This is a genomic window from Micromonospora rhizosphaerae (genome assembly GCF_900091465.1).
GTDB classification, from domain to species: domain Bacteria; phylum Actinomycetota; class Actinomycetes; order Mycobacteriales; family Micromonosporaceae; genus Micromonospora; species Micromonospora rhizosphaerae.
In genome coordinates, this window is sequence record NZ_FMHV01000002.1 from 1,650,876 (window position 1) to 1,677,198 (window position 26,323).

General features: G+C 72.8%; 25 protein-coding genes. 11 read left to right on the forward strand and 14 right to left on the reverse strand.

All coding sequences use genetic code 11. The annotated features are described in order from the left end of the window. Positions 1 to 110: 110 nt before the first annotated feature. The 4 genes from GA0070624_RS08070 (at position 111) to GA0070624_RS08085 (ending at position 3,528) form a co-directional block, all read left to right on the forward strand. Complete coding sequence (locus GA0070624_RS08070) at positions 111 to 743, forward strand: MBL fold metallo-hydrolase (protein ID WP_091338332.1); 633 nt, start codon at positions 111 to 113, stop codon at positions 741 to 743. Positions 744 to 748: 5 nt separating this feature from the next. Next, positions 749 to 1,687 carry a hypothetical protein gene (locus tag GA0070624_RS08075; RefSeq protein ID WP_091338334.1) on the forward strand — a complete coding sequence of 313 codons (939 nt, stop codon included), beginning with the start codon at positions 749 to 751 and terminating at the stop codon, positions 1,685 to 1,687. 34 nt (positions 1,688 to 1,721) lie between these two features. Further along, positions 1,722 to 2,474, forward strand: a complete 753-nt coding sequence (locus GA0070624_RS08080; RefSeq protein WP_091338338.1) for an SCO6745 family protein — start codon at positions 1,722 to 1,724, stop codon at positions 2,472 to 2,474. 91 nt (positions 2,475 to 2,565) lie between these two features. Then, complete coding sequence (locus GA0070624_RS08085; RefSeq protein ID WP_091338341.1) at positions 2,566 to 3,528, forward strand: GNAT family N-acetyltransferase; 963 nt, start codon at positions 2,566 to 2,568, stop codon at positions 3,526 to 3,528. Positions 3,529 to 3,599: 71 nt separating this feature from the next. Here the strand turns inward: GA0070624_RS08085 and GA0070624_RS08090 are convergent, their stop codons facing one another. After that, positions 3,600 to 4,055: a gamma-glutamylcyclotransferase gene (locus GA0070624_RS08090; protein WP_091338344.1), complete on the reverse strand. Its 456-nt coding sequence runs from the start codon at positions 4,053 to 4,055 to the stop codon at positions 3,600 to 3,602. A 105-nt stretch (positions 4,056 to 4,160) separates the two neighbouring features. Between GA0070624_RS08090 and GA0070624_RS08095 the strand changes: the two genes are divergently transcribed. Continuing rightward, complete coding sequence (locus GA0070624_RS08095; protein ID WP_091338349.1) at positions 4,161 to 5,564, forward strand: NAD(P)H-quinone dehydrogenase; 1,404 nt, start codon at positions 4,161 to 4,163, stop codon at positions 5,562 to 5,564. A 7-nt stretch (positions 5,565 to 5,571) separates the two neighbouring features. On the opposite strand, the gene GA0070624_RS08100 is transcribed toward GA0070624_RS08095, so the two are convergent. Beyond that, positions 5,572 to 6,306: a DUF998 domain-containing protein gene (locus GA0070624_RS08100; RefSeq protein ID WP_091338352.1), complete on the reverse strand. Its 735-nt coding sequence runs from the start codon at positions 6,304 to 6,306 to the stop codon at positions 5,572 to 5,574. Between the two features lie 72 nt (positions 6,307 to 6,378). Next, on the reverse strand, positions 6,379 to 7,059 hold the full coding sequence (locus tag GA0070624_RS08105) for a DedA family protein (protein ID WP_091338355.1): 681 nt from the start codon (positions 7,057 to 7,059) through the stop codon (positions 6,379 to 6,381). Positions 7,060 to 7,535: 476 nt separating this feature from the next. Between GA0070624_RS08105 and thrS the strand changes: the two genes are divergently transcribed. Further along, the gene (thrS, locus tag GA0070624_RS08110) at positions 7,536 to 8,768 is read left to right on the forward strand and encodes a threonine--tRNA ligase (RefSeq protein ID WP_281181044.1); all 1,233 of its coding nucleotides are present in this window, start codon (positions 7,536 to 7,538) and stop codon (positions 8,766 to 8,768) included. 107 nt (positions 8,769 to 8,875) lie between these two features. Here the strand turns inward: thrS and GA0070624_RS08115 are convergent, their stop codons facing one another. From GA0070624_RS08115 to GA0070624_RS08125, 3 genes are all read right to left on the reverse strand, one after another. Next, positions 8,876 to 10,813: an ABC transporter ATP-binding protein gene (locus GA0070624_RS08115; protein WP_425413543.1), complete on the reverse strand. Its 1,938-nt coding sequence runs from the start codon at positions 10,811 to 10,813 to the stop codon at positions 8,876 to 8,878. Positions 10,814 to 10,905: 92 nt separating this feature from the next. Beyond that, positions 10,906 to 12,639, reverse strand: coding sequence for an ABC transporter ATP-binding protein (locus tag GA0070624_RS08120; protein WP_091338367.1), 1,734 nt, complete (start codon positions 12,637 to 12,639; stop codon positions 10,906 to 10,908). Beyond that, positions 12,633 to 13,154, reverse strand: coding sequence for a MarR family winged helix-turn-helix transcriptional regulator (locus GA0070624_RS08125; RefSeq protein WP_091338370.1), 522 nt, complete (start codon positions 13,152 to 13,154; stop codon positions 12,633 to 12,635). Before GA0070624_RS08125 ends, GA0070624_RS08120 begins: the two co-directional genes overlap by 7 nt. Before the next feature lie 98 nt (positions 13,155 to 13,252). On the opposite strand from GA0070624_RS08125, the gene GA0070624_RS08130 reads away from it, so the two are divergent. Further along, the gene (locus GA0070624_RS08130; protein ID WP_091348368.1) at positions 13,253 to 13,801 is read left to right on the forward strand and encodes a TetR/AcrR family transcriptional regulator; all 549 of its coding nucleotides are present in this window, start codon (positions 13,253 to 13,255) and stop codon (positions 13,799 to 13,801) included. A gap of 377 nt (positions 13,802 to 14,178) precedes the next feature. On the opposite strand, the gene GA0070624_RS08135 is transcribed toward GA0070624_RS08130, so the two are convergent. Both GA0070624_RS08135 and GA0070624_RS08140 read right to left on the reverse strand, forming a co-directional pair. After that, the gene (locus GA0070624_RS08135) at positions 14,179 to 15,618 is read right to left on the reverse strand and encodes a GuaB1 family IMP dehydrogenase-related protein (RefSeq protein WP_091338372.1); all 1,440 of its coding nucleotides are present in this window, start codon (positions 15,616 to 15,618) and stop codon (positions 14,179 to 14,181) included. A gap of 69 nt (positions 15,619 to 15,687) precedes the next feature. After that, entirely contained in the window at positions 15,688 to 17,439 is a 1,752-nt protein-coding gene (locus tag GA0070624_RS08140) for an acetyl/propionyl/methylcrotonyl-CoA carboxylase subunit alpha (RefSeq protein WP_091338375.1), read from the reverse strand. 146 nt (positions 17,440 to 17,585) lie between these two features. Between GA0070624_RS08140 and GA0070624_RS08145 the strand changes: the two genes are divergently transcribed. The 4 genes from GA0070624_RS08145 to GA0070624_RS08160 all read left to right on the forward strand — a co-directional run bounded on the left by GA0070624_RS08145 (position 17,586) and on the right by GA0070624_RS08160 (position 21,358). Beyond that, complete coding sequence (locus GA0070624_RS08145; RefSeq protein ID WP_091338376.1) at positions 17,586 to 18,206, forward strand: PadR family transcriptional regulator; 621 nt, start codon at positions 17,586 to 17,588, stop codon at positions 18,204 to 18,206. A gap of 120 nt (positions 18,207 to 18,326) precedes the next feature. Beyond that, a complete protein-coding gene (locus tag GA0070624_RS08150; protein WP_091338379.1) occupies positions 18,327 to 19,286 on the forward strand; it encodes an ATP-binding cassette domain-containing protein in 960 nt (319 codons plus the stop codon). 20 nt (positions 19,287 to 19,306) lie between these two features. Beyond that, complete coding sequence (locus GA0070624_RS08155) at positions 19,307 to 20,062, forward strand: ABC transporter permease (protein WP_091338381.1); 756 nt, start codon at positions 19,307 to 19,309, stop codon at positions 20,060 to 20,062. 60 nt (positions 20,063 to 20,122) lie between these two features. Then, complete coding sequence (locus GA0070624_RS08160) at positions 20,123 to 21,358, forward strand: MFS transporter (protein WP_091338383.1); 1,236 nt, start codon at positions 20,123 to 20,125, stop codon at positions 21,356 to 21,358. Between the two features lie 249 nt (positions 21,359 to 21,607). Here the strand turns inward: GA0070624_RS08160 and GA0070624_RS08165 are convergent, their stop codons facing one another. From GA0070624_RS08165 to GA0070624_RS08190, 6 genes are all read right to left on the reverse strand, one after another. Further along, positions 21,608 to 22,261 carry an O-methyltransferase gene (locus GA0070624_RS08165; protein WP_091338386.1) on the reverse strand — a complete coding sequence of 218 codons (654 nt, stop codon included), beginning with the start codon at positions 22,259 to 22,261 and terminating at the stop codon, positions 21,608 to 21,610. A 9-nt stretch (positions 22,262 to 22,270) separates the two neighbouring features. Then, positions 22,271 to 22,927, reverse strand: a complete 657-nt coding sequence (locus GA0070624_RS08170; protein ID WP_091348370.1) for a Maf family protein — start codon at positions 22,925 to 22,927, stop codon at positions 22,271 to 22,273. Positions 22,928 to 22,937: 10 nt separating this feature from the next. After that, positions 22,938 to 24,089 carry a type VII secretion-associated serine protease mycosin gene (gene mycP, locus GA0070624_RS08175; protein ID WP_091338389.1) on the reverse strand — a complete coding sequence of 384 codons (1,152 nt, stop codon included), beginning with the start codon at positions 24,087 to 24,089 and terminating at the stop codon, positions 22,938 to 22,940. Then, complete coding sequence (locus GA0070624_RS08180; protein ID WP_091338391.1) at positions 24,086 to 25,483, reverse strand: hypothetical protein; 1,398 nt, start codon at positions 25,481 to 25,483, stop codon at positions 24,086 to 24,088. The genes mycP and GA0070624_RS08180 overlap by 4 nt, the downstream gene beginning before the upstream one ends. Next, a complete protein-coding gene (locus GA0070624_RS08185) occupies positions 25,480 to 25,932 on the reverse strand; it encodes a hypothetical protein (RefSeq protein WP_091338394.1) in 453 nt (150 codons plus the stop codon). The genes GA0070624_RS08180 and GA0070624_RS08185 overlap by 4 nt, the downstream gene beginning before the upstream one ends. A gap of 115 nt (positions 25,933 to 26,047) precedes the next feature. Continuing rightward, positions 26,048 to 26,260 (reverse strand): acyl-CoA carboxylase subunit epsilon, encoded by a 213-nt coding sequence (locus GA0070624_RS08190; RefSeq protein ID WP_091338397.1) that lies wholly within the window; start codon positions 26,258 to 26,260, stop codon positions 26,048 to 26,050. Positions 26,261 to 26,323: the final 63 nt, after the last annotated feature.

Here is a 26,323-nt window from a genome sequence, read left to right on the forward strand (position 1 = left end):
CCGATCCTCGTGGCCCGCTCCGGGGCCGATACGTCGGACGCGACGCGGCACCGCGTCGGTTCCGGCAGACTGCGCTCAGGACGTCACGATTCGATAATCGAGGAGTCACGATGCAGGTCACCAAGTACGCCCACTCCTGCCTTCGGGTGCAGCACGACGGGGGAGTGCTCGTCATCGACCCCGGCGGGTACAGCGAGCCCGAGGCGCTGGACGGGGCGGACGCGGTGCTGATCACCCACCAGCACCCGGACCATGTGAACGCCGAGGCGCTCGCCCGGGCGCTGGAGCGCCGCCCGTTCACCATCAACGGTCCGGCCTCGCTCGCCGGCGTCCTCGGTGACGCGGGCGAGGCGCTCACCGTGGTTGGGCCGGGCGAGTCGTTCACCGCGGCCGGCGTACCGGTTCGCGCGTACGGCGGCCAGCACGCCGTCATCCACCCGGACATCCCGGTGATCGAGAACCTGGGTTACCTGATCAACGACGTGGTCTACCACCCGGGGGACTCGCTGGTCGTCCCCGAGGACGTCCAGCAGGTGGACACCCTCTTCGCGCCGATCCACGCGCCCTGGTCGAAGTTCTCCGAGGTGGTCGACTTCATCCGGGCGGTCGCCCCGCGCCGCGCGTACGCGCTGCACGACGGCCTGCTCAACAGCAACGGGTTCGCCGTGCTCGACCGGCAGTACACGGCGCTGTCCAACACCGAGTACCAGCGGCTCGAACCGGGCACCCGGTTCGACGTCTGACCCCCGTGGCCCACCCCTCCCGCGACCTGGTCGAGCGGCTCTACGCGACGCCGCCGGACCGGTTCGTCGCGGCCCGGGACGCCGCCGCCGAGGAGGCGCGCGGCGCGGGTGACCGGGCCACCGCCCGGGAGATCGCCCGACTACGCCGGCCGACCGTGGCGGCCTGGCTGGTCAACCTGCTGGCCATCCGCCGGCCGGAACTGGTCGCCGAACTGGCGCAGCTCTCCGAGGCGCTCCGCTCGGCCCAGCGTGAGCTGCGCGGCCCCCGGCTGCGCGAGCTCTCCGCGCAGCGGCGGGCCGTGGTCGGCGGCCTGGTGGCGGAGGTGCGGAAGCTGGCGGCCGGAATTGACGGCGCCCCGTCGGCCGGGAAGCTGCCGCTGGCCGAGGTGGAGGCCACCCTCAACGCGGCGCTATCCGACGCCGAGGTGGCCGAGCAGGTCCGCTCCGGCCGGGTGCTGCGGGCCACCAACTACGCCGGGTTCGGCGAGGTGCCACGGCCGAAGCTGCGGCTGGTCACCGGGGGAGCCGAGGAGGCGCCCGTACCGGAGCAGCAGGTCGAGCGGGCCGACGCCCGGCGGGCGCGCGACGAGCGGGCGGCCGAGCGGGCCGCCAGCGCGGAACGGGCGAAGCGCCGCCGGGCCCTGGAACGCGAACTGGCGAAGGCCCGGGCCGACCAGGAGCGGGCCGAGTCGGAGCTGACCGACGCGGCGCGGTCGGAACAGGACGGTGCGGCGACGCTGGACCAGATCGAGACCGAGCTCGCCGAGCTGGAACGTCGACGGGCCGTCGCCGAGCAGGAGCTGAGCCGCGCCAAGCTGGCCCGACGCTCCGCCGAGCGGTCGCTCACCGCGGCCCGCCGGCGCACCGGCGAGGTCGAGGCCGCGGTGGAGGCGTTGGACGCCGAAGAGGGGGATGCCGCCGAGGGCGGCCGGCGGGCAGACTGACCGGAATGGACGACCACGGTGGACGGGCGGCCGGATGACCCCGGAGCAGGTCGCCGCCGCCAGCAAACCGCTCGTGCTGGAGCTCGGCGAGGCGTTCAGCCGCTGCCCGGGGACACTGCGCCGGGCCCGGCTGCTCGGCATCTCCGGCTGGGCCTTCTACATCACCGGTCGGGCCGGGGCGCTCGGCGACGTGCGCGCCGAAACGGTGGCGGCCGCCCTCGGCTTCATCGCCCCGGACGCGGTGGCCGACGGTTGGGACGGCGCCGCCCGTACGGTCCGGCCGGTCGAGGTGGCCGCGGCGAACCTGGTCGAGTGCTGCCGCTGGGGGGCCCAGCACCTCGACGACGCGCCGGCGGTGACCCGGCTGGTCGCACTGGTGGAACGGACGGTCGATGCGGCGGACGCCAGCGGTATGCCGCTCTTCGCCGCCTGGCGGGCGATGCCGGTGCCGGACCGGTCCCCGGGGGCCCGGCTCGCGGTCGGGCTGCTCCTGCTCCGCGAGCACTTCGCCGGCGCCCACCTGCTCGCGGTCCGGGCCAGCGGGATGAACCCGCTGGAGGCGGTGCTGGCCGGACCGGAGGGGGAGGCGGGCGCCGCCGCCTGTGGCTGGCCGCCGCCGTACCCGCCGGTCGGGCCGCTGGTCCGGCGGCGGCTCTGGGCCGAGGCGGTGACCGACCGGCTCGCCTCGGCCGCCTTCCGGGCGCTCGCCCCCGGCGAGGGGGAGGAACTCCTCGACCTGCTCAGCGCCGCCCGGCTGCACCTGCGCCGCCCCGTCCCGGCCGGCTGAGCCCGCCGGAGCCGTGCACGGCACTCGCCTGCGGGCCGGGTGGCGATAAATGGGCGGCGCGGTGGGCGGGTGGCCTGCCAGGATCTGCGGCGTGACGCTTCCCGCCGGCTGGACCGCCCGCCGACCCACCCTGGACGACGTTCCGGCGCTCCTCAAGGTGGTGCACGCCGCCGACACCTTCGCCCTCGGGTACCCGGACTTCGACGCCGAGGACGTCCGGGCCGCGCTGACCGCTCCCTTCGTCGACCCGGCCCGGGACTCGTGGCTGGTCACCGACCAGGACGACACCGCGGTCGCCTGGGCGATCCTGGACAACCCGACCGGGGTGGGCCGGGAGTTCGTCGAGGTCTTGGTCGACCCCGACCGCGGCGCCGACCTGCGCGCCCCGCTGCTCGCCCGGCAGTTGGACCGGGTCGCCGAGCGGGCAGCCGAGCGCGGGGTGCCCGCGCTGACCGTCCGCTGCGCGGTCTTCGCCCCGGAGACCCAATGGGCGGCCGAGCTGGCCGAGGCGGGCTTCACCCGGATCAAGCGGTACGTGCGGATGACCCGCCCGCTGGCCGACCTGCCGGCCGAGCCGCCGCCCCCGCCCGGGGTCACCGTCCGGCCGTTGCGCGCCGACGACGAGGCCGACCTGCGGGCGTTCTACCGGATCTTCGACATCGCGTTCCGGGACACCCCGGACTACGAACCGGTCGGCTTCGACCGGTGGCGGCAGGAGCTCCCGCCGTATGGAAAGACCTGGGACGAGTGGTTCGTCGCCGAGGTCGACGGCGAGCCGGCCGGCGCGCTGCAGTCCTCGGACCAGGCGTTGGAGCAGGACATGGGCTGGGTGCGCACCCTGTCGGTGCTGCCCGCGTATCGGCGGCGCGGGGTGGGGGCGGCCCTACTGCGCCGCGCCTTCGCCACCTACGCGGCCAAGGGCCGCAGCTCCGCCGGCCTCGGCGTCGACCTGACCAATCCGACCGCCCCGGTGACCCTCTACCGTTCGGTGGGGCTGCGCGAGGTGCGCTGGACCGACATGTGCGAACGGATCGTGCCGGCCGCCGGTGTGTGATGGACGACCCGGACCGGGCCCGGCGGGTGGCGGCGCGGGCCTGGTAGGAGACTGGATGCGTGCGATACGCGCTACGCCGACGCGGTGCCGGTGGGGCGGGACCGCAGCTCGGTGACGTAGTCGTCCGGCGCGCCCGCCTTCTCGGCCGCGTTTGCGATCTCCGACAGGTACCACGACGTCGGCAGGCCACCCTCGTACCCGTCGAAGACGTAGACCCAGGCGGTCACGTCGCCGTCCAGGGTCGAGATGCGGACGGTGAGCTTGCGGTACGTCCCGGCGGTCACACCCTCGATCTCGTCGAGCTGCGCCGCGTCGTACGGGTGGATGTCGTAGAGCGCCACGAAGACCCGGTCGCCCGGGGACTCGACCACCGTACTGACCGAGCCCTCCCAGCCGATGACGCCCTCGCCCGCGAAGGTGAGCCGCCACCCCTCCAGCCAGCCGGTGCCCACCATCGGCGAATGCGGGCAGTAGGCGCGCATCCGGGCGGGGTCCAGGTTTGAGCCGTAAGCGGCGTAATGACGCACGGCGATGACGATAGCCCGGCCGGCGGGTGGGGGAGAATACGACGGTGCGTGTCGAGCGCGATGGGAGAAGAAAGTCACTGTGAGCACTGACGAGGGGCGAGCGCTGTGAGCCAGATCGTGATCATCGGCGGGGGGCCGGCCGGGTACGAGGCGGCGCTGGTCGCCGCCCAACTGGACGCTGATGTGACCGTGGTGGAGGCCGAGGGGGCCGGCGGCGCCTGCGTGCTCTCCGACTGCGTCCCGTCGAAGACCTTCATCGCCAGCTCCCAGGTGGTCACCGGGTATCGGGACACCGAGGAGTTCGGGGTGCACTCCGACGGGCTGGAGGCGATCACCGTCGACGCCCCGGCGGTGCACGAGCGGGTCAAGCGGCTCGCCCTGGCGCAGTCCGCCGACGTCTACGCCAAGCTGATCAAGGCCGGCGTGACCTTCGTGGCCGGGACCGCCCGGCTCGGCGAGGACACCCTCGGTCACACCCACCGGGTGATCGTCACCCCGGCCGACGGCGGCGAGGAGTACTCGATCGCCGCGTCGACCGTGCTGATCGCCACCGGCGCCACCCCGCGCCGGCTCCCCACCGCCGTACCGGACGGTGAGCGCATCCTGACCTGGCGCCAGGTGTACGACCTGCCGGAGCTGCCCGAGCAGCTGATCGTGGTCGGCTCCGGCGTGACCGGCGCCGAGTTCGCCAGCGCGTACCTGGCGATGGGCGTCGAGGTCACCCTGGTCTCCAGCCGGGACCGGGTGATGCCGCACGAGGACGCCGACGCCGCGATGGCCATCGAGCGGGTCTTCCGCAACCGGGGCATGAGCATCCTCAACAACTCCCGCGCGGAGGCGGTGCGCCGGACCGACGACGGCGTCGAGGTCGAGCTCTCCGACGGCCGCAAGGTGTACGGCTCACACGCGCTGATCGCGGTCGGCTCGATCCCGAACACCGCCAACCTGGGCCTCGCCGAGTACGGCGTCGAGCTGGCCCGGGGCGGCTACGTCACGGTCGACCGGGTGTCCCGGACCAACGTCCCCGGCATCTACGCTGCCGGCGACTGCACCGGGGTGCTGCCGCTGGCGAGCGTCGCCGCCATGCAGGGCCGGATCGCGATGTGGCACGCCCTCGGCGAGGCGGTCCGGCCGCTGCGGCTGCGTACCGTCGCGGCGAACGCCTTCACCGACCCGGAGCTGGCCACGGTCGGCGTCTCGCAGAACGAGGTGGACGCCGGCAAGGTTCCGGCCCGCCAGGTGATGCTGCCGCTCTCCGGCAACGCCCGGGCGAAGATGGACGACCTGGCCGACGGCTTCGTCAAGCTCTTCTGCCGGCCGGCGAGCGGCCAGGTCATCGGCGGTGTGGTGGTGGCGCCGAAGGCGAGCGAGCTGATCCTTCCGATCACCATGGCGGTGGAGAACAACCTCACCGTCAACGAGCTGGCCCACACCATCACCATCTACCCGAGCCTCTCCGGCTCGGTCACCGAAGCGGCCCGCCAACTCATGCTCCACGAGCTGGAGTAACCCCAGGTCACGCGCCGATCATGGAGTTGTGGCGCCCGCCCCGTACCGGTTCGAGCCCGTCGTGCGGCGCCATGACTCCATGATCGCCGGTCCCGGCCAGGCGGACGGCGACGACGGTGAGCAGGGCGACCTCCGAGAGGATGAGCAGGCGTTCGGCGAGGCCGAGCAGGACCCGGTCGCCGGGGTAGGCGGACCAGACCATCGCGCCGGCCAGGGCCAGGCTGGTCAGGGTGAGCGTGCGCAACCAGCCGGCGGCGCGTCCGCCGAGGGGCTCGGCCAGCAGCCAGCCGGCGAGCGGCAGGGCGACGAAGGCCACCACCGAGGCGTACCGGTGCAGGTAGGCGGCGGTGTCCATGGGCAGGCCGGGCTCGTTGGTCGGGACCACGGCGGCGGTCACCAGCCCGGCGACCCACGCCGCGAGCAGGACCATGGCCCACCCCCGGGCGCCGGCGCCCGGCCCGGCCGACCCGCCCCGGCCGGTCGACGGCCGGGACCCGGCCGGCCCGGCCGAAACCGGAGCGTCGGGCCGGCGCAGGGCCGGAATGAGTACGGCGGTGGCGGCGGCGAGCACCAGCATGGCCGTGTCGATGAGGCCGCCCCGGTCGGAGACGGCGAAGTCGCTGACGGTCAGCGACCAGGGGCTCAGGTCGTCGTTCACCTCAAGGTGGCCGAGCACGGCCAGCACCGCCGCCAGGGCGATCCCGCCGAGGGCCAGCAGTCCACTCTTCCGGGTTCCAGGCATGCCTCAGCCTGTCGCCGCGGCCACCCGAAGCGGATCCGGGAGCGCCACCGACTTCGATCCCCGGGACCACCCCTAGAGGGAACGGTTCCGCGCGTGCGTCTCCCGCTGCCCCGACGACGACCGCAGCGGCACCCGGTCCACGTCGTCGGTCGATGGGAACTCGGTGCGGGCGGCGCGGGCGCTGATCGCCGTCATCGCCCAACCGGCCGCCGCGAACCCGGCCGCCGCAGCCGCCCCGATCACCGCCAACCGCCAGGCCGACTCGGTCAGCGCCGTACCGCCCAGGTGTCCGACCAGCGTCCCGTACGTCGCCCAGCCGGCCGCCGCGGCCGCCTCGTAGCTCAGGAAGAGCCGGTACGGGTAGCGGCGGCGTCCGGCGGAGAAGCAGGCCGCCATCCGGCCGCCGGGCACGAACCGGCAGAGCAGGATCACCAGCGGCCCCGGCTCGCGCAGCCCCCGGGTGACCCGGCCGGCCACCCGGCGCGCCCGCCCGAACTCGGCGTGCCGCCCCGCCCGGCGGTCGGGCGCGCCCCGGCCGAGCAGGTAGCAGGTAAGGTCGCCGACGAAGACGCCGAGCGCACCCACGGCGATGGTGAGCGGCAGGCTCAGTCCGCCGTAGACGGTGAGCGCACCGCTGGTGATCATGACCAGCTGTGTCGGGATGACCGGCACGAAGGCGTCGGCCACCAGCAGCCCCAGCAGCGCGAGGTACGCCCACGTCGGCGACGTGACGTCAGTGAGAAGTTCGGGCACGACTGCCACCTCGCCCCCCGATAGCCTGCACCAAGCCTGACGGCGTGTCCGGCGTCACCGGGCAGAGCCCTGGCCGGTGGTGACCGCTGACACGGCAGGGCCACTGGATGTCAACGACACGACGACGCCGGATGTGACGGGACGTCGGTGTGGCGCCGAGCACGGTGGCGGGCGGCGGATCGGCGCTGGTCGGCGTACCGTTGTCGCTGCGCGGCCCCATGGACGTCGGGTCCCCCGTTCCTGGCGACCCGGGCCGCCGCGGGTCGTCGGCAGGTCCCGTGCCGGCGACCCGCCCCAAATCCGGGTGCGCGCCGCGACGGTGCGCGGATACCGTTGCCGCATGCGCAGCGCGGTGGTGACCACGACGCCGGGAATCCCCGGCGCGCCGCACTGACGTATCCGTCGACGAGGCCCCGGGGCGAACCGCCCCGGGGCCTCGCGGCGTTCCGGGCCAGCTCGCCTCCGGGTCGTACCCGATCAAGGAGAGCGACATGATCGACCACCGCAGGCTCGGCCGGAAGCTGGAGCTGTTCGTCTCCGACCCCCTCGCGGGCTCCGGCCTGCCCATCTGGCTGCCGGCCGGCGCCGCCGCCCGGCACGCCGTCGAGGAGTACGTCCGGGACCTGGAGCGCCGGGCCGGTTACCGGCACGTCTACTCGCCGCCGCTGGGCAAGCGGGAGCTGTTCGAGCTCTCCGGCCACCTCGGCTACTTCGCCGACGACATGTTCCCGCCGATGCGGCTGGGCGCCGACGACGAGTTCGTGCTGCGACCGGCGCTCTGTCCGCACCACGCGCTGGTCTTCCGGGCCCGCGGCCGCTCCTACCGGGAGCTGCCGCTGCGGATCGCCGAGCTGGGCGGGATGTACCGGGCGGAGCGGTCCGGCGTGCTCGGCGGGCTGACCCGGGTACGCGCCATCTCGCTCAACGACGCGCACAACTTCTGCGCCCTTGACCAGGTCGGCGACGAGGTCCGGGAGATCCTCCGGCTGATCCGCGAGGCGCACGCCGCGCTCGGCGTACGGCCGGCCGGGTTCCGGCTGTCGCTGCGTGGGCCGGGGGAGAAGTACGTCGGTGACGACGCGCAGTGGGCGCGGGCCGAGGAGTTGCTCCGCGCCGCGCTCGACGGGGTGGACTACACCGAGGGCCCCGGCGAGGCGGCCTTCTACGGCCCGAAGATCGACATCCAGATCGTGGACGCGGCCGGCCGGGAGTCGACCATCTCCACCATCCAGCTCGACTTCGACAAGCCGGAGAGGCTCGACCTGTCGTACGTCGACTCGGACGGGGCGCGGCGGCGGCCGGTGATGGTGCACCGGAGCCTGGTCGGCAGCATGGAGCGGCTCTTCGCGTACCTGATCGAGGTGCACGCGGGCGCCTTCCCGGCCTGGTACGCCCCGGTGCAGCTGGTGGTGCTCCCGGTCGACGACGGGCAGCTCGGCCCGGCGGTCGAGCTGGTCCGGCGGGCCGAGGCGGCCGGGCTGCGGGCCGAGGTGGACTCGGCCGGCTCCCTGGGCGCCCGGATCCGCAACGCGGCCGGCCGCAAGATCCCGTACGTCGGGGTGATCGGCCCCCGGGAGGCGGCCGAGGGGTCGCTCTCCCTGCGCCTGCGCGACGGTCGGTCGCTCGCCCCGATGTCCGTCGCGGACGCCCTCGGGCTGGTCGGTGCGGTGGTCGCCGCTCGCTCGGCCGACCTCCTCCCGGCCGACTGAACCGGCGGCCTCGCCGGGATCGCGCCGCCCCGGCGAGGACCGCCCCGGCACCGGCTCCCGTCCTCCGCGGACGGGGCCCGGCGTCGGGGCGGTCGCGCCGCTCACCGTCAGTTTCCCGCCGCGGCGGGCTGGCGCAGCGGGTCGACCTCGTCGTCGACCACCGCCGCGGTGAACTGGGACTGATAGAGGCGGGCGTACGCGCCGTGGGCGGCGAGCAGCTCCTCGTGGGTGCCCTGCTCCACGATCCGGCCGTGCTCCATCATCAGGATCAGGTCGGCGTCGCGGATGGTGGAGAGCCGGTGCGCGATGACGAAGCTGGTCCGGTCCGAGCGCAGCGCCGCCATCGCCCGCTGGAGCAGCACCTCGGTCCGGGTGTCCACCGAGCTGGTCGCCTCGTCCAGGATCAGCAGGGACGGCTCGGCCAGGAACGCCCGGGCGATGGTGATGAGCTGCCGCTCGCCGGCGCTGACGTTGCTCCCCTCCTCGTCGATCACCGTGTCGTACCCGTCGGGGAGGCTGCGCACGAAGCGGTCCACAAAGGTGGCCCGGGCGGCGGCGATGATCTCCTCCTCCGTGGCGTCCGGCCGTCCGTACGCGATGTTGTCCCGGATGGTGCCGCCGAAGAGCCAGGTGTCCTGGAGCACCATGCCGATCCGGCCGCGCAGCTCGTCCCGGCGCATCGTGGTGATGTCCACCCCGTCGAGGGTGATCCGGCCGGCGTCCAGCTCGTAGAACCGCATGATCAGGTTGACCAGGGTGGTCTTGCCGGCGCCGGTCGGCCCGACGATCGCCACCGTATGACCCGGCTCGGCCACCAGCGACAGGTCCTCGATCAGCGGCTTCTCCGGGGCGTACCGGAAGGAGACGTGCTCGAACTCGACCCGGCCGTGCGGGTCGACGATCCGGGCCGGCGTCGCCGGGTCCGGGGTCTGCTCCTCGGCGTCGAGGACGGCGAAGACCCGCTCGGCCGACGCGACGCCGGACTGGAGCAGGTTGGCCATCGAGGCGACCTGGGTGAGCGGCTGGGTGAACTGCCGCGAGTACTGGATGAACGCCTGCACGTCGCCGAGACTCATCGCCCCCGACGCCACCCGCAGCCCGCCGACCACCGCGATGGCCACGTAGCTGAGGTTCCCGATGAAGAACATCGCCGGCATGATGATCCCGGAGATGAACTGGGCGCCGAAGCTGGCCTCGAACAGCTCGTCGTTCTTGGCGTGGAAGGCCGCCTCCACCTCGCGCTGCCGGCCGAAGACCCTGACCAGCTCGTGGCCGGTGAACGCCTCCTCGATCTGCCCGTTCAGCTCGCCGGTGTGGGTCCACTGGGCGATGAACTTGCGCTGCGACCGCTTGGCGATCTGACCGGTCACGATCACCGACAGCGGCACCGCGACCAGCGCGACCAGCGCCAGCAGCGGTGAGATCCAGAACATCATGGCCAGTACGCCGACCACGGTGAGCAGCGAGGTGAGCAGCTGGCTCAGCGTCTGCGACAGGGTCTGCGAGATGTTGTCGATGTCGTTGGTGACCCGGCTGAGCAGCTCGCCCCGGGGCTGCCGGTCGAAGTAGGGCAGCGGCAGCCGGTTGAGCTTCTCCTCCACCTCGGCGCGCAGTCGCAGCACGGTCCGCTGCACCACGCCGTTGAGCAGCCAGCCCTGCCACCACAACAGCAGGCTGGCGGCCAGGTAGAGCGCCAGCGCCAGGGCGAGCACCCGGCCGAGCCGGGTGAAGTCGATCCCGACGCCGGGCACCACGTCCATCCGGGCGAGCATGTCCGCGAAGTTGTCGTTGCCCGCGGCCCGGGCCGCCGCCACCGCCTGCTCGGTGGTGGTCCCGGCGGGAAGCTGCCGGCCGATCACCCCGCTGAAGATCAGGTCGGTGGCGTGGCCGAGGATCTTCGGGCCGGTCACGCTGAACCCGACGCTCACCACGGCCAGCGCGACGATCGCGACCAGCTGCGGGCGGTGCGGCCGCAGCCGGCCGAGCAGTCGCCGGGCCGACGGCCCGAAGTTCATCGACTTCTCGGCGGGCATCCCGGCGCCCATCCACGGCGGCCCCCCGCGCTGGCCGCCGGGCGGCAGCCGCTTCGGCGTCCGCGCTTCGGCGGCGGGCTTCTGCTGGGGTACGGGTTGCGCGGTCACGCCGGCACCTCCGCGGTCTGCTGCGACGCCACGATCTCGGCGTACGTCGGGCTGGTCTCCAGCAGTTCCTCGTGTCGGCCCATCCCGACGACGCCTCCGTCTTCGAGCACGATGATCTGGTCGGCGTCGACGATCGTGGAGACCCGTTGGGCCACGATCACCACCGCCGCGTCCGCGGTGACCGGCCTCAGCGCGGCCCGCAGCCGGGCGTCGGTGCCGAGGTCGAGCGCCGAGAACGAGTCGTCGAACAGGTAGATCTCCGGCTTGCGGACCAGCGCGCGGGCGATCGCCAGCCGCTGCCGCTGACCGCCGGAGACGTTCGTGCCGCCCTGGGCGATCGCGGCGTCCAGCCCGCCGGGCATCTCGGCGACGAACTCCCGGGCCTGGGCGATCTCCAGCGCCGCCCAGAGTTCGGCGTCGGTGGCGTCCGGGTTGCCGTACCGGAGGTTGCTGGCCACCGTGCCGGTGAACAGGTACGGCCGCTGCGGCACCAGCCCGATCCGGCGCCACAGCTCGTCCGGCGCGAGGTCGCGGACATCCACCCCGTCCACCAGCACCGCGCCGGCGGTCGGGTCGACCAGCCGGGGGATCAACGTGAGCAGGGTGGTCTTGCCGGCACCGGTCGACCCGATGATCGCGGTGGTCTGGCCGGGGGCGGCCCGGAGCGAGATGTCGTGCAGCACCGGGGCGCTCGCCCCCGGGTACTGAAAGCCGACGCCCCGCAGCTCGAGCGAGCCGTGGCCCGACACCTCGGTCACCGGCTGCGCTGCCGGCACAACCGACGACTTGGTGTCCAGCACCTCGACGATGCGTTCGGTGCAGACGGCCGCCCGGGGCACCATTATCAGCATGAAGGTGGCCATCATGACCGCCATCAGGATCTGCATCAGGTACTGGAGGAAGGCGGTGAGCGCGCCGACCTGGATCTGACCGGCGTCCACCCGCGCCGCGCCGAACCAGAGCACCGCGACGCTGGAGACGTTGAGCACCAGCATCACGGTCGGGAAGATCAGCGCCTGCAGCCGGCCGACGCGCAGGGCGGTCGCGGTCAGGTCGGCGTTCGCGACGCCGAAGCGCTCCGTCTCGTACGGCTCGCGGACGAAGGCGCGGACCACCCGGATCCCGCTGATCTGCTCGCGCAGCACCCGGTTGACGGTGTCGATCCGGGTCTGCATGAGCCGGAAGCCCGGCACCATCCGCCGGATGATCAGGCCCAGCGCGACCGCCAGGGCCGGCACGCTGACCAGCAGCAGCCAGGAGAGCCCGACATCCTCGCGGAGCGCCATCACCACCCCGCCGACGCTCATGATCGGGGCGGCCACCAGCATCGTGCAGCTCAGCAGGACGAGCATCTGCACCTGCTGGACGTCGTTGGTGTTCCGGGTGATCAGCGAGGGCGCCCCGAACCGGGCGACCTCGCGCGCGGAGAACCGGTTGACGTGGCCGAAGATGGCCGCGCGGACGTCCCGCCCGAACCCCATCGCCGTCTTCGCGCCGAGGTACACCGCGGCGACCGAGCAGGCGATCTGGAGCAGGCTGACCAGCAGCATCCATCCGCCCGTACGCAGAATCTGACCGCTGTCGCCCACGGCGACGCCGCGGTCGATGATGTCGGCGTTGAGGCTCGGCAGATAGAGCGAGGCCATGGTGCCGACGAACTGGAGCGCCACCACGGCCGCCAACAGCCGGTGGTACGGGCGCAGATAGGTGCGCAACAGGCGGATCAGCACGGACGGCCCCCCGGTGTCGTCTCGTCGGTGGATTCCTGGTCTGGGTTCAACCTGCCGACGTCCCCGTCGGACATGGTCGTGATGAGTTCGATCAGAAACTCCCGGATCACCGCCTTCTTCGCCGGGTCGGCGTCCACTGAGGTGAGCGGGTTGTCGCTGTGGATCAGGTCGGTGAGCGCCCGCGCGTGCTCGCGGCCCTTGTCGGTCAGCGCGACCCGCACCGTACGGCGGTCGGCGGCGTCCCGGCGCCGCTCGACGAAGCCGTCGCGTTCGAGGGTGTCGACGATCCCGGTGAGGGTGGCGGGTCGGACGAAGCAACGCTCGGCGACGTCCCGGTGGGTGGTCTCGCCCATCCCGGACAGGATGAACAGCACCCGCATCCCGGCCGAGGTGAGGCCGTGGTGCTCAGCCAGATAGCGCCCCCAGCGCTGCTCCACGAGTTTGCCGGCGACGGAGAGCAGCCGGCCGAGTGGCGCGTGGCGCAGCACGTCGGGGAAGCGGGCCAGTGGTTCCATCTGCACGGAGTTGAACTTAGCCCCCGGACCGTCAGGGGCCAAACTATTTCCCGGACTCTTAATCTTGTCGTTGGCAAGATATGCTCGCCGGCATGGCGATGCGCGGCTACCACCACGGCGACCTCCGGCGGGCGCTGCTCGGCGCCGCGGTCGAGGCGATCGGCGAGTCCGGGCCGACCGCGTTGAGCCTGCGCGACCTGGCCCGCCGGGCCGGCGTCTCGCACGCCGCCCCGGCACATCACTTCGGCGACAAGGCCGGTCTGCTCACCGCGCTCGCCGTCGAGGGCTTCGACCTCCTCGCCGACGCGTTGGGGCGGGCCGGCGACGACCTGCTCGAGATCGGGGTGGCCTACGTCCGGTTCGCGGTGGACCACCAGGCCCACTTCGAGGTGATGTTCCGGCCGGAGCTCTACCGCGCGGACGATCCCCAGGTGGTGGCCGCGCGTACGCGGGCCGGGGAGGCGCTGCGCGGGGGCCTGTCCGCCCTGCCGGCGCGGTCGGCCGCCGAACCCGACCGGGACGCGCTCGCCGCCTGGTCCATCGTGCACGGCTTCGCGACGCTCTGGCTGGCGGGCGCCCTCCCGGCCGGCACCGGCCGGGACCCGGAGGTCGTCGCGCGCTCGGTGATCCGCCGGCTCTTCGAGTGAACCCGGCCGGCTTCCCGCTGCTCGGCCTCCTCGCCAGCCTCGCGCTCCCTACCGCCCGACCAAAGCGGTCGAGGCCGCCCGCGGCCTCGGTGCGGTTGGAGCCCGCGCCGGTGCCGTGAGGGCCGGGTGGAGCGGTCCGGCCCCCGCGGCCTCGGTGCGGTTGGAGCCCGCGCCGGTGCCGTGAGGGCCGGGTGGAGCGGTCCGGCCCCCGCGGCCTCCGTGCGGTTGGAGCCCGCGCCGCCGTGAGGGCTGGCGGAATGCCGGTGACGTCCATTGGACCTGCCCCGCCGATGCGGGCAACGCCGCGTCCGCGCCCCGTCCGTGCGGGCAGCTCCATAGGCGTCGTCGGCCGGTGTGCCACCGGCCCGTCGGTCAGCTCACCAGCTGGTGGGTAGCGGCATGCCCTCGGTGTAGCCGGCCGTGCTCTGCACGCCGACCAGCGCCCGCTCGTGGAACTCCTCCAGATTGCGGGCGCCGGCGTAGGTGAAGGCGCTGCGCACCCCGGAAATGATCTCGTCGATCAGGTCCTCGACGCCGGGGCGGGCCGGGTCCAGGTACATCCGGGCCGAGGAGATGCCCTCCTCGAAGATCGCCTTCCGGGCCCGGTCGTACGCGCTGTCCTCGGCGGTACGCGCGCTGACCGCCCGAGCCGACGCCATGCCGAAGCTCTCCTTGTACCGCCGGCTGTCCGGGTCCGTGTAGAGGTCACCGGGGGACTCGTAGGTGCCGGCGAACCAGGAGCCGATCATCACGTTGGACGCGCCCGCGGCAAGCGCCAGCGCCACGTCGCGGGGGTGCCGTACCCCGCCGTCGGCCCAGACGTGCCGGCCGAGCGCCCGGGCCGCCGCTGCGCAGTCCAGCACCGCGGAGAACTGTGGCCGCCCGACGCCGGTCATCATCCGGGTGGTGCACATCGCGCCCGGGCCCACGCCGACCTTGATGATGTCGGCGCCCGCCTCGACCAGGTCGCGTACGCCCTCGGCGGTGACCACGTTGCCGGCCGCGACCGGCACCGCCGGGTCGAGCCCGCGGACCGCCCGCAGCGCGGAGATCATCCGATCCTGGTGGCCGTGCGCGGTGTCCACGACCAGCGTGTCCACGCCGGCCTCCAGCAGCGCAGCGGCCTTGCCGGTCACGTCGCCGTTGATGCCCACCGCAGCCGCGATCCGCAGCCGCGCCTTGTCGTCCACGGCCGGCTTGTAGAGCGTGGCCCGCAGCGCGCCCTGCCGGGTGAGCACCCCGATCAGCCGGCCCTCGGCGTCCACCACCGGGGCGAGCCGCCGCCGTCCGGCCGAGAGCCGGTCGAAGCCGGTACGCGGGTCCGCGTCCGCCGGCACGGTGTGCAACTCGGTCGACATCACGTGCCGCAGTTGGGCGAAGCGGTCCACGCCGACGGTGTCCGCCTCGGTGACCACGCCGACCGGCCGGCCGGCCTCGTCGACCACGATCACCGCCCCGTGCGACCGCTTCGGCAGCAGGTGGATCGCGTCGCCGACGGTGTCGGTCGGGCCGAGGGTGATCGCCGTGTCGTGCACCAGGTGTCGCTCCTTGACCCAGGCGACGACGTTGGCCACCACCTCGATCGGGATGTCCTGCGGGATCACCGCGATGGCACCGCGCCGGGCCACGGTCTCGGCCATCCGTCGGCCGGACACCGCCGTCATGTTCGACACCACCAGCGGGATGGTGGTACCGGTGCCGTCATTTGTGGCCAGGTCGACGTCGAGCCGTGAGCCCACCTCGGAGCGGGCCGGCGCCATGAAGACGTCGTTGTAGGTCAGGTCGTGCGCGGGAACCGCGCCATGAAGGAACTGCACCCGGACATCATTCCTGCTCCCGCCCGGTCCCGCCGCCGCTGGTGGCCCAAACCACCCCACCCGCCGCCGTCAGGCGATGGTGCAGATCACCGCGCCGGCGGTGATGACCGCGCCGACCTCGGCCGAGAGTCCGCTGATCGTGCCCGCCTTGTGCGCGTGCAGCGGCTGCTCCATCTTCATCGCCTCCAGCACCACGACCAGGTCGCCCTCTTCGACGGTGTCCCCGTCGGCGACGGCGATCTTGACGATGGTGCCCTGCATGGGGGAGGTGAGCGCGTCGCCGCTGACCGCGGCGCCGGCCTTGGCCCCGCCGCCCCGGCGGGCGGGCTTCTTGGCGGCCGGCGCGGCGGTGGTCGTACCGGCGCCGAGGCCGGCGGGGAGGGTGACCTCCAGCCGCTTGCCACCCACCTCGACCACGACGGTCTCGCGCTCGGCCGGCGCCTCGGCGGCGCCGGCGGCCGCGGTGAACGGCGGAACGGTGTTGTCGAACTCGGTCTCGATCCACCGGGTGTGCACGGTGAACGGCTCGGCGGTGAACGCCTCGTCGCGGACCACCAGCCGGTGGAACGGCAGCGCGGTGGCCATGCCCTCGACGACCATCTCGTCGAGCGCCCGGCGGGCCCGCTCGATCGCCTCGGTACGCGTCTCGCCGGTGATGATCACCTTGGCCAGCAGCGAGTCGAAGTTGCCGCCGATCACGTCGCCGGCCGAAATGCCGGTGTCCACCCGGACACCGGGGCCCGTGGGCAGCCGCAGCGCGGTGACCGTGCCCGGGGCAGGCAGGAAGTTGCGGCCCGGGTCCTCACCGTTGATCCGGAACTCGATGGAGTGCCCGCGCGGGGTCGGGTCCTCGCTGAACCGCAGCTTCTCGCCGTCGGCGATCCGGAACTGCTCGCGGACCAGGTCGATGCCGGCGGTCTCCTCGGTGACCGGGTGCTCGACCTGGAGCCGGGTGTTGACTTCCAGGAAGGAGATGGTGCCGTCCGCGCCGACCAGGTACTCCACCGTGCCGGCGCCGTGGTAGCCGGCCTCCCGGCAGATCGCCTTGGCGCTGACGTGGATCTGGGCGCGCTGCGCCTCGGTGAGGAACGGCGCGGGGGCCTCCTCGACCAGCTTCTGGTGCCGGCGCTGCAGCGAGCAGTCCCGGGTGCCGACCACGATCACGTTGCCGTGCTGGTCGGCGAGGACCTGCGCCTCGACGTGCCGGGGCTTGTCCAGGTACCGCTCGACGAAGCACTCGCCCCGGCCGAACGCGGCCACCGCCTCGCGGGTGGCCGACTCGAACAGGTCCGGGATCTCCTCCATGGTGCGGGCCACCTTGAGGCCGCGGCCGCCGCCGCCGAAGGCCGCCTTGATGGCGACCGGCAGGCCGTGGTCGACGGCGAAGGCCATCACCTCGTCCGGGCTGCCGACCGGGTCGGGGGTGCCGGGGACCAGGGGCGCCCCGGCGCGCTGGGCGATGTGCCGGGCGGTCACCTTGTCGCCGAGGTCCCGGATCGCCTGCGGGGTGGGGCCGATCCAGGTCAGCCCGGCGTCGATGACGGCGTGGGCGAAGTCGGCGTTCTCGGCGAGGAAGCCGTAGCCCGGGTGGACCGCGTCGGCGCCCGACTTCCCGGCGATGTCGATCAGCTTTTCGATCCGCAGGTACGTCTCGGTCGCGGTGTCCCCGCCGAGGGCGTACGCCTCGTCGGCGAGGGTGGCGTGCAGGGCGTCCCGGTCGGAGTCCGCGTACACCGCGACGCTGCCCAGGCCCGCGTCGCGGCAGGCGCGGATGACGCGGACGGCGATCTCGCCGCGGTTGGCGATGAGTACCTTGCGCACCTTGGTGGCTCCTCCCGGGAGGTCGATGCCGGGAGTGTATCGGCCGCCCTCGTCGCCCTAACGATCGCTCAGTGTGGGATGCCGCACTGCCACACCCGGCTCTAGTCAAATTTGTTTATTACGCTTGTCCGGTGTCGGCAACCCGGATGATGATTCTCGGATTGGTCAGGTGGATGCAGCCGGTGCACGGCTACGACGTGCGTCGCGAGCTGCTGAGTTGGAAGGCCGATCAATGGGCCAACGTGCAACCCGGCTCGATCTACCACGCGCTGCGGAAGTTGACCGAGGAGGGGCTGCTGCGCACCGTCGCCACGGAACAGGTCGGTGGGCGACCGGCGCGGACCACGTACGAGATCACCGACAAGGGCGTCGACGAGTTCGAGACGCTGCTGCGGGGCCTGTGGTGGAGGCTGGAGGAGCGGACCGACCCGTTCTCCGCGGCCTTCTCCTTCCTGCCGGCGCTCCCTCGTGAGGAGGCGGCCGCGGCGCTGCGCAACCGGGCGATGCTGCTCCGGGCCACTGTGGAGTCGATCCGGGCGGCGCTCGACTCCGAGTGGCTGCGGACCACCCGGCCTGTGTACGTGGGCTGGATGTTCGAGCTGTGGGCCGGCCGGGCGGAGGCGGAGATCGCCTGGTGCGAGCGGATCGCCGAGCGGGTCGAGTCGGGAGTGTCGTACCTGCCTGCTGAGCTGACGGATGCGGAGGGTTGGGCCGAGTGGCGGGAGCGCACCGCGGAGGGCCGGAAACCCGACAGTCACACGCAATAATCAACGTTGACCACAAGAGCTATATCGCGTTAGCCTCAGCGTGAACGGGGGGGAGTAGCGCGTCTCCTCCATGCGTGAACGGCGGCCGGTCACGTCCGGCCCGGACGACCAGGAGCAGACATGATCGAGACCAGGGGGTTGCGGAAGTCGTTCCGCTCACGGGCGGGCCGCGAGACCAAGACGGTGGACGCGGTCAGGGGCGTCAACCTCGAGGTCGCCGAGGGGGAGATCTTCGGCTTCCTCGGCCCGAACGGCGCCGGCAAGACCACGACCCTGCGGATGCTCGCCACGCTCATCGAGCCGGACGGCGGCGAGGCCACCATCGCCGGTGCCGACCTGCGCACGGACCCGGCCGAGGTGCGGCGCCGGATCGGCTACGTGGCCCAGGGCGGCAGCACCTGGGACGAGTCCACCGCCCGCGAGGAGTTGGTCCTGCAGGCCCGGCTGTACGGCATCTCCAAGGCCGAGGCCCACCGGCGCGCCGCCGATGCCCTGGACGCCTTCCAGCTCAGCGAGTACGCCGACCGCAAGTGCAAGACCTACTCCGGCGGCCAGCGGCGGCGCGTCGAGATCGCCCTCGGCATCATCCACGAGCCGAAGATCGTCTTCCTCGACGAGCCGACCACCGGCCTGGACCCGCAGAGCCGCGCGCACATGTGGGAGGAGATCCGCCGGCTGCGCACCGAGGGGATGACCGTCTTCATCACCACGCACTACCTCGACGAGGCGGACGCGCTCTGCGACCGGATCGCGATCATGGATCACGGCGAGGTGGTAGCGGAGGGCACCCCGGCCGAGCTCAAGCGCGAGATCTCCGGCGACGTGGTGCTGGTCGGCCTTGACCTGGCGACCACCCCGCAGGCCGCGCAGCTGCTCGACGGCGAGCCGTCCGTCAACAAGCTGGAGACCGCCGACGAGGGTGGCCTGCGCCTCTACGTCGACGAGGGCGCCACCGCCATCCCGCAGATCCTGCGCCGCCTCGACGGCGCCGGGCTCACGCTCTCCTCGATCGAGCTGCACCGCCCCAGCCTCGACGACGTCTTCCTCACCAAGACCGGCCGCTCGCTGCGCGAGTCCTGACCACCTTCCGGAGACAGATCATGAAACTCGCCCGCGACACCTGGCTCATCTTCCAGCGCCAGATCCAGTTGCTGCTGCGCAACCCGGTCTGGGTCTTCGTCGGCGTCTTCCAGCCGGTGATGTACCTGCTGCTCTTCGCCCCGCTGCTCAAGCCGGCGCTGAACGCGCCCACCCAGGCCGAGGCCTACAAGATCTTCGTGCCCGGCCTGCTGGTGCTGCTGGCCATCTTCGGCGGCCTGTTCCAGGGCTTCGGCCTGATCGCCGAGCTGCGCGCCGGGGTCATCGAACGCTCCCGGGTCACCCCGGTCAGCCGGCTCGCCCTGCTGCTCGGCCGCTCCCTGCGCGACGTCGTCTCGCTGATCGCGCAGGCGGCCATCATCACCCTGCTCGCGCTCCTGTTCGACCTGCGCGTGTTCATCGGCGACCTGCTGCTGGCGTACCTGATGCTCGCGCTGATCGCGCTGATGACCTCGGCCGTCTCGTACGGCGTCGCGCTCAAGGTCAAGAGCGAGGACGCGCTCGCCCCGCTGATGAACACCGTCGCCCAGCCGGTGCTGCTCCTCTCCGGCATCCTGCTGCCGCTCACCTTCGCCCCCGGCTGGCTGCAGGGCATCGCCGACTGGAACCCGTTCTCCTGGGCGGTTGACGGCACCCGGGCGCTCTTCGCCGGCGACCTCGGCAACGACAAGGTCTGGCAGGGGCTGACCATCGTCGCGGTGCTCGCCGTTGCCGGCGTGGTCTGGGCCGCCCGGCAGTTCGCCCGCAGCGTCCGCTGAGAAGAGACCTGCCCCTCACCTGAGGCGGGGCACCGGCCACCCGCTTGTAGCGTAAGGCCAGTGCCCCGCCTCACCCATGACAAGATCACCTGGCTGACCTACGCCCAGCTGGGGCTGTGGGGCTTCTTCCTCTACGGCTTCGGCCCGGTTGTACCCCTGCTCCGGGACGAGCAGGGCACCAGCGCCGCCGTCGCCGGCCTGCACAGCACCGGCATCGCCGTCGGCGCGCTGCTCGGCGGCGCGCTCTTCGCACCCCTCGCCCGCCGCCTCGGCCGCGGGCCCGCCATCTGGCTCGGCCTTGCCGGGGTGGCCGCCGGCGTCGCCGCGCTCAGCACCCTGCACCCGCTGCCCGCGACCATCACCGCGGTCGCGGTGATCGCCACCTTCGGCATGATGGTGATCAGCGGGGTCAGCGTCGTACTCACCGCCCACCACGGCCCCGCCGCGCCCGCCGCGCTCACCGAGGCCAACGCCGCCTGCGCCGGCATGGGCATCCTCGCCCCGCTGGTCATCGGCGCGACCGTGGACGCCGGCCTCGGTTGGCGGCCGGTGATGGCCGTCGAGGTCGGGCTGATCGCGCTGGTCGCCCTCGCCGCCCTGGCCTTCCGGGTACGCCTCCCGCAGGCCGCCCCCGCTGCCGCGGCTGCCGCCGGCCCCGTCGAGGTGACCCCTGTGGAGCACCCTCGCGCCGCCGCGCACCGGCTGCCCGGCGCGTACTGGATCGCCTGGGTGCTGATGTCGGTCACCGGCTCGATCGAGGTGTGCCTGTCGCTCTGGACCGCCGACGTGCTCCGCTCACACGCCGGGTTGAGCGCCGGCGGCGCCTCCGCGGCGGTGGCCGCAATCGTCTGCGGGATGTTCGTCGGGCGGCTGGTCGGCGGCCGGTTCGCCCTGCGCTGGCCGCCGGTGCCGCTGCTGCTGGCCGCGCTGACCGTGTCGCTGGTCGGGTTCGGCCTGTTCTGGGCCGCCCCGGTCGGCTGGCTCGCGGTCACCGGCCTGGTCGTGCTCGGGCTGGGCAACGCGCTGCACTACCCGCTGGCCATCTCCATCGCCCTCGCCGTGGCCGGGCCGGCCGCCGACAGGGCGGCCGGCTGGGCGTCGTACTCGATGGGGGTGGGCTTCGGGATCGCGCCGGTCGCGTTGGGGTGGGTGGCCGACGGGGTGGGCCCGCACTTGGCCTTCCTGCTGCTGCCCGGCTTGATCACGGCGGCCGTGCTGCTCACCGTGCGGCTCGGCCGCGCCCTGCGCGCGCCCCGCCCGACCGAGGGCCGCACACCGGCCACCGTGGCCGCCTGACCGCGCCTGGCCCCGTCCCGCCCGGTCTTGGGCTTGCCGGGCCCGGCCTGATGCATCGTGTGCTTTCCGCCCGCCCGCCCGGCTGGCGCTTGCCCCTTGGCCGCCCGACTTGCGGCATGTTGCGCTTTCCCGCCTGACCGACGCGGCGCTTGCCCCTTGGTCGCTCGACTTGCGGCATGTTGCCCTTTCCCGCCCGGCCGAAGCGCCGACATGCCGCAAATCGAGGCGCCGCGGCCGTCTGGCGGCCGGTCAGTGCACCCGGGCCAGGGTCAGGCCGTCGGCGATGGGCAGCATCACCACGTCAGCCCGGACGTCGGCGAGGATCTCGTCGTTGAACGCCGCGATCGCCCGGTCGTCGGCGTTCTGCGGGGCGAGCACCCGGCCACCGCGCAGCGTGTTGTCCACCGCGATGATCCCGCCCGGCCGCATCCGGGGCACCAACTCGTCCCAGTAGACCGGGTAGCCGACCTTGTCGGCGTCGATGAAGGCGAAGTCCAGGTACCGCTCCCGCGGCAGCTCGCGCAGCGTCTCCCCGGCCGGGCCGATGCGCAGCTCGATCCGATCCTCCAGGCCCGCGCGGACCCAGTAGCGGCGGGCGATGCTCGTGTACTCCTCGGAGATGTCGAAGCAGGTCAGCCGGCCGCCGTCGGCCAGCCCCCGAGCGATCGCCAGCGCGGAGAGCCCGGTGAAGGTGCCTACCTCCACCGCCTGCCGCGTCCCGAGCAGCCGGGTGAGGAAGGTCAGGAACGCGGCCTGCTCCGGCGCCACCTGCATGCCGGCCTGCGCGGGCAGGGCGGCCCGGGTCTCCTCCGCCAGTTCACGGACGACCTCGTCCGGCGCGGAGCCGTGCGCGACGAGGTACGCGTGCAGTTCCGGGGTGAGCGGCAGCGACTTGGTGGTCATCTATGGACGCTAACCCAGGTGCTCGATCTCCTGGCCCCCCGGCGCGACCTTCGTCCACAGATCGGTGATGCTCAGCTCAAGCTCGCCGAGGAGGTTGCGCAGCAGCGGCAGGCTGAGCCCGACCACCGTGCCCGGGTCGCCCTCGATCCCGGTCAGGAACGGTCCGCCCAGGCCGTCGATGGTGAACGCCCCGGCCACCGCCAGCGGCTCGCCCGTGGCCACGTACGCGGCGATCTCGTCGTCGCTGATGTCGGCGAAGTGCACGGTCGTCGAAGCGACCGCCTCCGCCCGCGACTCGCGGGTCGCGTCGATCAGGCAGTGCCCCGTGTGCAGCACGCCGCTGCGCCCGCGCATCCGCTCCCACCGCCGGGTCGCGTCCGGCGCATCGGCCGGCTTGCCCAGAATCTCGCCATCGAAGGCGAGCACCGAGTCGCAGCCGAGCACCAGCGTGCGCTCGTCCGGGGTGGGGCGCAGCCGGCCGAGCACCGCCTGCGCCTTGAGCCGGGCCAGCTCCAGGCAGATGTCCTCGGCCCGGTCGCTGACCACCTGCGACTCGTCGACCCCGCTGACCAGCACGTCGGGTTCGATTCCGGCGGCCTCAAGCAGCTTGCGACGGGCAGGACTCTGGGAGGCGAGCACGAGGCGCAGCGGTACGGAGTTCAGCACGTCGCTGACGCTACCGGCTGATCCGAGGCGGCGGGTCGGTGGCACGTCGACGCCGCCGGACGAGCAGGTAGCCGCCGGCGGCCACCACCAGCACGCCGAGCGTGGCCAGCCCGCGCGCTGTCGCGCCATCGTCCTCGCCGTCGCCCCCCGCCGGCTCCGCCGCCGCGGTCGTCGGCGCGCTCGCCGTCGCCGATTCGAAACCCAGCGGAGGTACGTCTGCCGTCAGCGCCGCGACCAGGTCGATGACGCCGTAGCCGTACTCGTCGTCGCGGCCGGGTGGGCCCTTGTCGATGGCGGTGGCGGTGAGCCGGTGGGCGACCTCCTGAGCGGGCAGGTAGGGGTACTTGGACCGGATTAATGCGGCGGCCCCGGCGACGATCGCAGTGGCGTCGGATGTGCCGGTGGCCTTTGAGTAATTGCCGTCAAAGCTGGTGCTGAAAATATTCACTGCTGGCGCTACGACATCGACTTCGGGGCCCTTGACCGATATAGAGGCATGTTCGCCCGTCTCGTCGACTCCGCCGACGCCTATGACGCCGGGGTGGCTGGCGGGATAGCCGACTATCTGGTCGCGTGGGCGGTTGCCTACGCCCGCGACAACGATGATGTTCGCGCTGAGGGCACTGTCTACCGCCTGAGTGAGTCGCGAACTGCGTCCACCAACAGACGAAATGCTGATTACATCGGCGCCGTGCAATATGGCGTACTCGATGCCCTCGGCCAGGGCATCGGGATCACCGTCGCCACGTGGAGGAGAGGCGAAGATCGGCAGGATCTTGGCTTTGGGGGCAATACCGAGGGCCCCTGTGCCGTCGTCTCGGCCATGAGCGGCGATCAGGCCAGCCATGGCGGTGCCGTGGCTGTCCCGGTCCTGGCGGCCGTCGCCGCTGCCGCCAGAAATAATGTCGGTGCCGGGAAGAAGGTTGCCTCGGAGATCAGGGTGGCGGTCTACGCCAGTGTCCGGCACTGCGACGATGATCCCGTCACCCTGGCTGAGTCGATGCGCCTCGTCGACCTTCAGATAACGCAGGTGCCATTGATCAACTCGGATTCGATCGGGCCCAGATGGCTGCGATTCAGCTGCGGCAGGTGCGACCGGAGGCAGGGCTGCCGCTGATAGGAGCAAAGCGGCCAAGGCTGCCCGGCTGCCGGGCCGTGTCACCGGTCGAAGCCGATGGCGGGCCCCGGATCGATAGGCCCCTCCCCCTCGAGTGGGCGCACCACCGGAGGCACCCCCTCGTCGATCTTCCATGGCTGGTCTGGGTCCCAACGGCGCGATTCGGAATCCCCGGGTTCCTGCCAACCTGGCCGTCGGGGTGGGCTGCCAAGACCTGAGGTGCTGCCCGAACCGGGGGCGCCGCCGATCGGCGACATGCCGTGCATCCCGCCAGTTTGCGAAGCACGCCCCGCACCTGGACGTGAGCCGGCCGCGCCCGTCGGCGCGGTGCCAGCGCCGCCACCTCCGATTATCCCGCCGACGGGGTTGACCCGACGCGGAGGCGTGGCTCCGCCCGGAGGACCGAGCCCCAGCGCCGGGGTGCCGCCGATCAAGCCGCCGGGCGGCATCGGTCGAGGCGGAGTGGGGTGCAGCGACCTATTCACACCATCGCCGACCGAGCGGCCCACCGGTCCCGGTTGCTTCCGTAGCGTACTGGGCGTGCCGGGCCGAGTCGGTGAACCGGAAATGGCTGGCAGGGTCGGTGTCAGCCCCATCCCGGGTGGCGACGCTGGTGGCACGGCCGGCGTGGCGCCGTGAAGGCCGGGGTTGGCGGGGGTCTGTGCCAGCCCGGTGGCAACCCCACCAAGGATTGGGCCGACCCCTTGGGTGGTCGGTGTGGGTACCGGCGCCGGCGTCGCAGACCGGCGCACCGACCGTACACCGCCGGAAGGGGCCATCGGAACCGGCACAATCGGCGGGATGACTGGAGCTGTGGCAGCGCTATTGCCATAGACGTCGGGGTCACCCGAGTGCACTGAAGGCCGCATTGCAGGCGGTTTTTGCAGCATTACCTGGGCTTGTTGGAGTTCGCTGCTGAGGCCCGTCATCAGGCTGCGCGCCTGGATGTTGAGCCCTTCCAGGTCGTCGTCGGTAACCGGCGGCTGGTCGGGCAGCCGGCTCCCCGCCACCGCCTTGGGGTCGGCGACCGTCGCCTCGTACGCCTGCTTCTGCTGGAGCTTGGCCGCGTACTGGTCGTAGATCGGCTTGAGCTCGGCGCGGGTGCTGCTGATGGCGCGGGTGGCGGCGGCGAGCGCGTCGTAGTTCGCGGCGGCCGCGTCGTGGGTGCGTTGCACCTTCTCGATCAGCTGGTCCAGCTCGCCGATGTAGGCCCGGGCGGCGGCGTTGGTCTCCGGCGGCCACGCCTCGGCGAGCCCGCGGCGATATTCCTGGAGTCGGCTCAGGTGGGTGAGGGCGAGGTCGCCGACCTTGCGCCAGCCGGCGACCTGCTTCCAATGCCCCGTGGTGTCGTGGTCCTGGAGGCAGGCCCACATGCTGAGCACGTCCATCAGCTGCCAGTCGGTGAGGCCGGAGGTCCGGCCGCTGCCCCGCTCGATCACGGCAGCACCACCCGCCCGCTCTCCGGCCCCGCCTGATCCGGCAGCACCGGCAGGGGGCGCGACGCGGACGGGGACGGATCGGCGAGGGCGCGCTCGACGTCGGCGACCCGGGCTGAGGAGAACGCGTCGGAGTGGGCGTAGTCGTCGGCGATCCGGCCCGCCGCGCCGGCCAGCCGGCCGGTCGCGCCGGCGACGCCCCAGACCACCTCGGCGGTCGCCTTCTGGGTCTCGTGGTGTGCCTGCAGGAAGTGGACCAGCTCGACGAACGCGTCGGCCGGGTTGGGGATCGGTGCGGTCAGGTCGTCCGCGATGTACGACAGGTGGGGGGTGTAGTTCCGCTCGACCTCCGCCTGGAGCCGATCGGCGAACTCGCGCATCTGTCGGATGTCGGCCTCGATGCCGCCGTAGCCACGCAACCAGCCCGCTGGCCGGTTCTCCTCGGGGATCATCGACCCTCCCTGCCAGTCACCGCACGGTTTCCCTGAGTGAGGTTAATGGCTGCGACGCGATGTGGGCAGTCCTGATGACCCCGCCCCAGCTCAGGCGTGTCGTACCCCGGGAGCGTCAGCGCGGCAGGCCGGAGGCGCGCCAGGCGCCCGGACCGGCGACGGGCGTCGCGCCCGCCGGGCGAGCGCTGCGCGCCCACGTCGAAACGGCGACCGGGGCGGGGGCGGCGGTCGGGCGGGACCGGAGGACGATCGCGCCGACCAGCGCGGCCAGCTCCTCGGCGGTCGGCACGCCCCGGACGACCCGGACCAGCGGCTCTTCGGCAGACATGGCCTCAGCGTACGCGCCGAGAAGTTGACCTTCGCCGCACAGTGGCGTGCCGACGGTGTGACG